A 300-nucleotide genomic window follows, 5' to 3' on the forward strand; every position below is an offset into this window, starting at 1 on the left:
GTCTGCTTGCCGTCCATGGATAGCAGCACCTCGCTTCCGAACGACCGGTATACGTAGAGCCATTGTCTCACGGTGTTGCGCGGGACCGACAGCGCCTTCGCCGCCGACTCGAAGCCGTGCCCTCGCTCGAAGAGCCCGATCGCCGCCTTCCTGGCCTCGATGTCGTGTTTCACTCTCAAGTCGACACGCATCAAAACCACCCCTAAAAGGGGTGGTTTGCTCTTAGGGTATAGCCCTTGGATTTCCGGCACGCGTCTAAAGGCGCCGGCCCTCACGGGGTTCGGGCCGCACTGCAGATTG

1 protein-coding gene is annotated in these 300 nt (G+C 61.3%); it reads right to left on the reverse strand.

Features of this window, described 5'->3' with window-relative positions; all coding sequences use genetic code 11:
• The coding region (locus ACTQZF_RS09295; RefSeq protein ID WP_441555118.1) for a helix-turn-helix domain-containing protein at positions 1-191 on the reverse strand (191 nt) is incomplete at its 3' end.
• Positions 192-300: the final 109 nt, after the last annotated feature.

The organism is Collinsella sp. LCP19S3_H3 (assembly GCF_052119145.1).
In the GTDB taxonomy this organism is placed as follows: domain Bacteria; phylum Actinomycetota; class Coriobacteriia; order Coriobacteriales; family Coriobacteriaceae; genus Collinsella.